This is a genomic window from Streptomyces sp. NPDC058964 (assembly GCF_042741275.1).
GTDB lineage: Bacteria > Actinomycetota > Actinomycetes > Streptomycetales > Streptomycetaceae > Streptomyces.
Genome location: NZ_JBHYKH010000833.1, coordinates 1 through 2,408, shown reverse-complemented (window position 1 = coordinate 2,408; position 2,408 = coordinate 1). Strand labels below are relative to the sequence as shown.

General features: G+C 72.3%; 1 protein-coding gene. It reads right to left on the bottom strand.

The window, feature by feature from the left end; translation table 11 throughout:
• Nucleotides 1-102 precede the first annotated feature (102 nt).
• Nucleotides 103-2,408: ALF repeat-containing protein (locus ACFW2E_RS45350; RefSeq protein ID WP_384477610.1), on the bottom strand; the 2,306-nt coding region annotated here is incomplete at its 5' end.

The window sequence follows — 2,408 nt, the reverse complement described above, 5'->3', positions numbered from 1 at the left end:
GGGTCGCGGCCGGGGGGCGGCGCTGGGTGGGGCCTCTCATCACCCCCCCCCCCGGGGGGGGGGCCCCCTCCACACGCGCCCCCCCCCCCGGTGCTGTTCAGGTCACTTCCAGCCGGCGTCGGGGAAGTGCGGTGCAGTGAACTTCTTGATCGTGTCGTAGTGGTCGGTCGTCCACCCCATGACCGTCCTGCCGTCGGGCAGGAACTTCAGCAGGATACGTGCCTTGGTCGGGTCCTTCGCACCAGGAACCTCGAATTCCAGAGAACCTGCCCATGGCTTTTCCCAGGGCCTTTTGTCGTTGTCGCCCTTGAAGACCTTCTGCACGCCGTTGTCGTCGAGCCGCGGCTTGCCCTGGCCCATCTTGATGTCGTCGTAGGACTTGAGGAAAGGCTTCCCCATGCCCTGGGGCAGGTCGTCCGACAGGCGGCCGCTGCCGCCCGAGGTGGCTCGTTCGGCGCGGGCCTCGCGCAGGGCGTTCTCGATACCGTCGCTGAAGCGCCTCGTGCCGTCGGTGATCCCATAGATGCCTGCCCCGGCCAGGGCCGTACCGCTGGCCACGGCGCCACCGGCGGCCAGACAGCCCAGTCCCCCGGTCTCGGGGCACAGGAGCAGCCCCCCGCCGCCGCCTACGATGCCGTCGAGCAACCCCACGTCCGTGAGCCAGCCGCCGCCGATGCTCTCGGCGAGACCGGACAGGATCTGCGGGCTGTTGTCCCAGAAGGCGTCGGCGTAGGTGCCGACCGTGTCGAGACCGCTCTGCAGCCAGTCGGGCACCCAGCTGTCGTCGTCGTCCTTGGTGTTCTGCTCCTGCCAGGCCTCATAGGCCTTCCAGCGGTCGGCCATCTCCTTCTGCTGCTTGGCGATGGTGACCTGGTAGGCGACGGTCTCGGCCTGGGCCGCCGCGGTGGCGTCCTTGCCGGCCGCGGTAGCCGAGGCACGGGCCTGCTTGGCGGAGGTCCACGCACCGGCGGCGGATGTCGCCGCCCAACTCGCCGAGTCGTGGGCAGCGGTGGCGGAGTTGAGGGCGTCGGCGGCGGCCTGCTGGGCCTGCGCGTCCGCCTGGCGGGCGGACTTCGCGGACTGCGCGGCACGGGCGGCGGAGGCGTCGGCGTCCTTGGCGTAACCGGCGGCCTGCGTGGCGTAGTTCTTTGCGTCGGCGGCGTGCCGCTTGGCCTGCTGCGCGTAACCGGCCGCGTCATTGGCCGCCTTGGCCGCGACGGCCGCGGCCTTGGCCGCCTCGGCCGCGTCCTGCTGGGCGGTTGAGGCGACACTCGCGGCCTGGGCGATCAGCTGCTGCACCTGGGAGACGTGCGTGGCGTCGAGCAGGTCCTTGCGCTGGGCACGGTACTGACCGACCTGGATGAACCTGTGCAGCAGGTCCGCCGGGCCTTCGAGGGCGATACGGGCGGCGGACTTCAGCTCCGCCCCACCGCTGTCGGCCAGCTGCGCCGCACGGACGCGCTCGTCCTGGACCCGGGCCTGGTACTGCCCGGCGGTGATGAACCGGCTCATCGTCTCGGGTGAGTCGGAGTCGAGCGCCTTCCTGCCCTCCTGCTGCGTCACGGGGCCGCCCCCGCTGATGATCTGGGCGACGGAGACCCGTACCTGCTGGGCCACGGCCTGGTACTGGCCAGTGGAGAGGAAGGCGCTGATCGCCGCGGCGTCACCCGCCAGGGCGTCGCCCGCCGCCTTGCGGACCTGCGCCGAACCGGCGGTCAGGGCGAGTCGTTCGACCTGGGCGCGGTCGTCCTGCTGGGCGGAGAGCTTCCAGGTGGTGCGGATGTAGGTGAGCGTGTCGTCGTCGGACCCGGCCAGCGCTTCCTCGGCGGCGGCACGGCTCCAGGGCCTGCCGGTCTTCAGGATGCCCAGCGCGACCTTGCGGACCTGGGGGGCGAGGGTCCCCGCGTCTGCGTCCGCCGTGGCCTGCTCGCTGAGGTGCTGGGCCTGCGCGCCGAGGTCCTTGGCCTGCTGAACGGCGGTTGCCTGGGCGGCGTCGTGCTGCTCCTCCTGCCCCTTGAGATCCTGGGCATGGGCGATGCCGGTGTTGGTGCGTGCCGTCAACTCCTCGGCGTCGACGCGGCGGGCCAGTTCGAAGACCTTCTTGGCCTTGTTCACCGCCGTGGTCGCGGCGTCGGCGTCCACCTGCGCAGCCTGGGCATGGACCTTGGACTGGGCGGCGGCCTTCCCCGCCTCTCCCGCGTGGTCGGCCGCCTCGTCGGCCGCCTTGGCGGCTTTCTCGGCATGGTCCGCCGCGGCCTCGGCCGCGTCGTGGGCGTCGTTCGCCGCGGACGCGGCCTCGCGCGCCAGTGAGTCGGCGGCGTTCGCGGCGCGGGTCGCCTCACGGGCGTGACGATGGGCGGCGGCTGCCGCGGCTGCCGCCGTGTCCGAGTGGGCGTGGGCCTGATCGG